The organism is Paenibacillus sp. P4_E11, assembly GCF_056401635.1.
Window position 1 is genome coordinate 1 of record NZ_JBFUIX010000338.1, and the last position, 2,354, is coordinate 2,354.

Genomic DNA, 2,354 nt, shown 5'->3' on the forward strand with positions numbered 1-2,354 from the left:
TACAGGAACCCTGTAGCCGTAGCAGGTGTCGAATAATAAGGCAGTGTAAACACATAGGTCATCACCTGGTGCCCCGGAGCATCCGGCTTCTCCCGCATAAACCAATGATTGGGACGGGTCGTTTCCAGCGTTCGAATAAAAGCAGCATCTGGAGAATTATCAGGGGATTCGTAATAGCGATCATTGTCCATGGCATACATGCCCTTCCGCATATATACGGTGACGCCGTCAAGCCCTGCGGTCATATCCTTGATTAGCCCCAAGTCTGTAATGAAACGAACGATAMGCGATATATTGCCTTGAGCTGGATTTTCCAGCAAGTATTTGATTTCCTCATTACTATCTTTATTGACTGTCGTCAGCACCTTGTTGAAGAAAGCGTCTTCATAAAAACGGAGAAAATTATTTTCCACAGAGTCCTTTACATTCAATAACCCGTATCTCGCATCCTTGGAAACCTCGCTCGTCACTATCCGATTCGCATTGGTTAACAAATAAACACCTGTAATACCTATTAATACTAGGGCTAATACCGTGTAGGAAAGGACCAGCCGAAAATAATAACTGTTTCTCCATTTCATGATCATCGAGACCCCACCACCCTTCGTTGAATAGCAGATCAGTGACGAAACGGGTCACTTCACAACTCATGTGACGGCCTGGAGTGAATCATTTGCTCCAGACCATCTCATAAAGCGAGCACCACTTAAGGTGCTCATCTCCGCTGACTATTCAGGATCGTATATACCCTCTTCATCTGTTGATGCGAGTCAATCTCGCTACTCTATCTCTCTACCTTGCAACAAATGCGGCGATCCGTTCGAACCGCTCCAAGGTGTTTCGTATGTCGGCTGATGCACATAACGCTTCATTCCTAATCGCAACCGGATCCCTGTTCCAACTTCCATTCGGATCAGCAACCACTTACCCTGAATAGGCATCGTTTCGATCGTCTGCCCATCCTGTGTCAGCTTCTCCGCACTAACAAATTCATGTTCGCCGAATGTTCCGGCTTGAATGATGATCTCTCTGACTGAGAAGAGATTCATGTTCACCAATTGCAAGGTGACTGAATCCGCTGACAAGGATTCCACTAGGGCAGCAACCGAATCCGGAAGTCCGGGGCGCTTCGTCAGAGCATTGTAGTATCGAACCCGTGCATGCTGCAACCCGCCGTGATAGACGTGCATCGGCGCTCCCATTGTGAGTTGCGCTAAACCTTCGATCAATATTGGCGTTAGCTCCTGCCATTGGTGGATCGTCATCGCGGCCTGAGATAACGCCGTCTTCTCCGGAGCGAATTGTTCAGAGCGAATCTTGGCTAGCCTCGCTTGCACTTGAGCATAATTCGTCCGCAGAATGTTGATCGGATAAGCCGGATCGTTGCCACGAATATAGCGGAACCATTGAGCGGCATTGCCGTTCGTGCCCATGTGACCGCCATTCGTCCTCTGTCCGTAGCTGCTGTACCTTGTATCAATATGGTCGAACAGTTCGGACGACCAACCTCGCTCAGCTCGCGCAGCATCAGCCTCATCCATCGATATGTTCCACAGATAGACGGCATACATCGGGTGTTGAATCCGGTAATCGCGCCAGCCATCATCGTAGTGACGGTTCGGAACGACGTACTGATCACCTTCCTGCTTCCCTATTGACCATAGCATGTCCAGCTGCGAGCGGGCCAAATCGAGATGCGAGTAGTCCCCAGTCAACAGCACAGCATTGCTTCCTGAGATAACCGTCGGCTCCAGGATCGACATCGATCCATGCGGCCAGCGCCAACCGTAATAGCCGCCCCACCATTTGCCATCGTTGTATTCGCCAATCTCACCGGACAACCCTATATTATCAGGGGTAATACCGCCATTTCGTGAAGTGCGCTCCTTCCAGGCTGTCAAGTACTCAAGCACCCAGCTTCGATAARCATTATCAGCTGTATAGAGATATGCATGCGTGAGCATACTCGTTGCACACAGATTCAACGGAACGTCGCCGCGTGACTGTCTCTCATTGATTCGACTTAAGATTTCAACATACACGGCATCATCAGACCAGGGGCATACGTTTCCGTTGCCGTCTACGCCAGGTATATCCTCGAATGGAGGCAAATACTCGTCCAATATCTCACGATGTGTCTCCCAATCCTCCGCAGTCTGATTGAACCGCGGCCCCTTACTCCCGGTAATCGGTGAACGGATTAACTTCTTATCTTGGTCGTAATTAGGTACATCCGGGTTAGTCCCGTTATAGAAGCCGGCGAACTTAATCGCCCGCTGTTTGTCCTTGARCACATTCGGGTCGGCCAAGCCGAAGAAATAGAAGAACAAATACCCTTCCCCATGATGCATCCA

2 protein-coding genes are annotated in these 2,354 nt (G+C 49.6%); both read right to left on the reverse strand.

Going from position 1 to position 2,354, the window contains the following annotated elements:
- Nucleotides 1-587: hypothetical protein (locus tag AC1DWB_RS33665; RefSeq protein WP_477545442.1), on the reverse strand; the 587-nt coding region annotated here is incomplete at its 3' end.
- A 192-nt stretch (nt 588-779) separates the two neighbouring features.
- A partial coding sequence (locus AC1DWB_RS33670) for a DUF8034 domain-containing protein (protein ID WP_477545443.1) occupies nt 780-2,354 on the reverse strand: 1,575 nt, incomplete at its 5' end.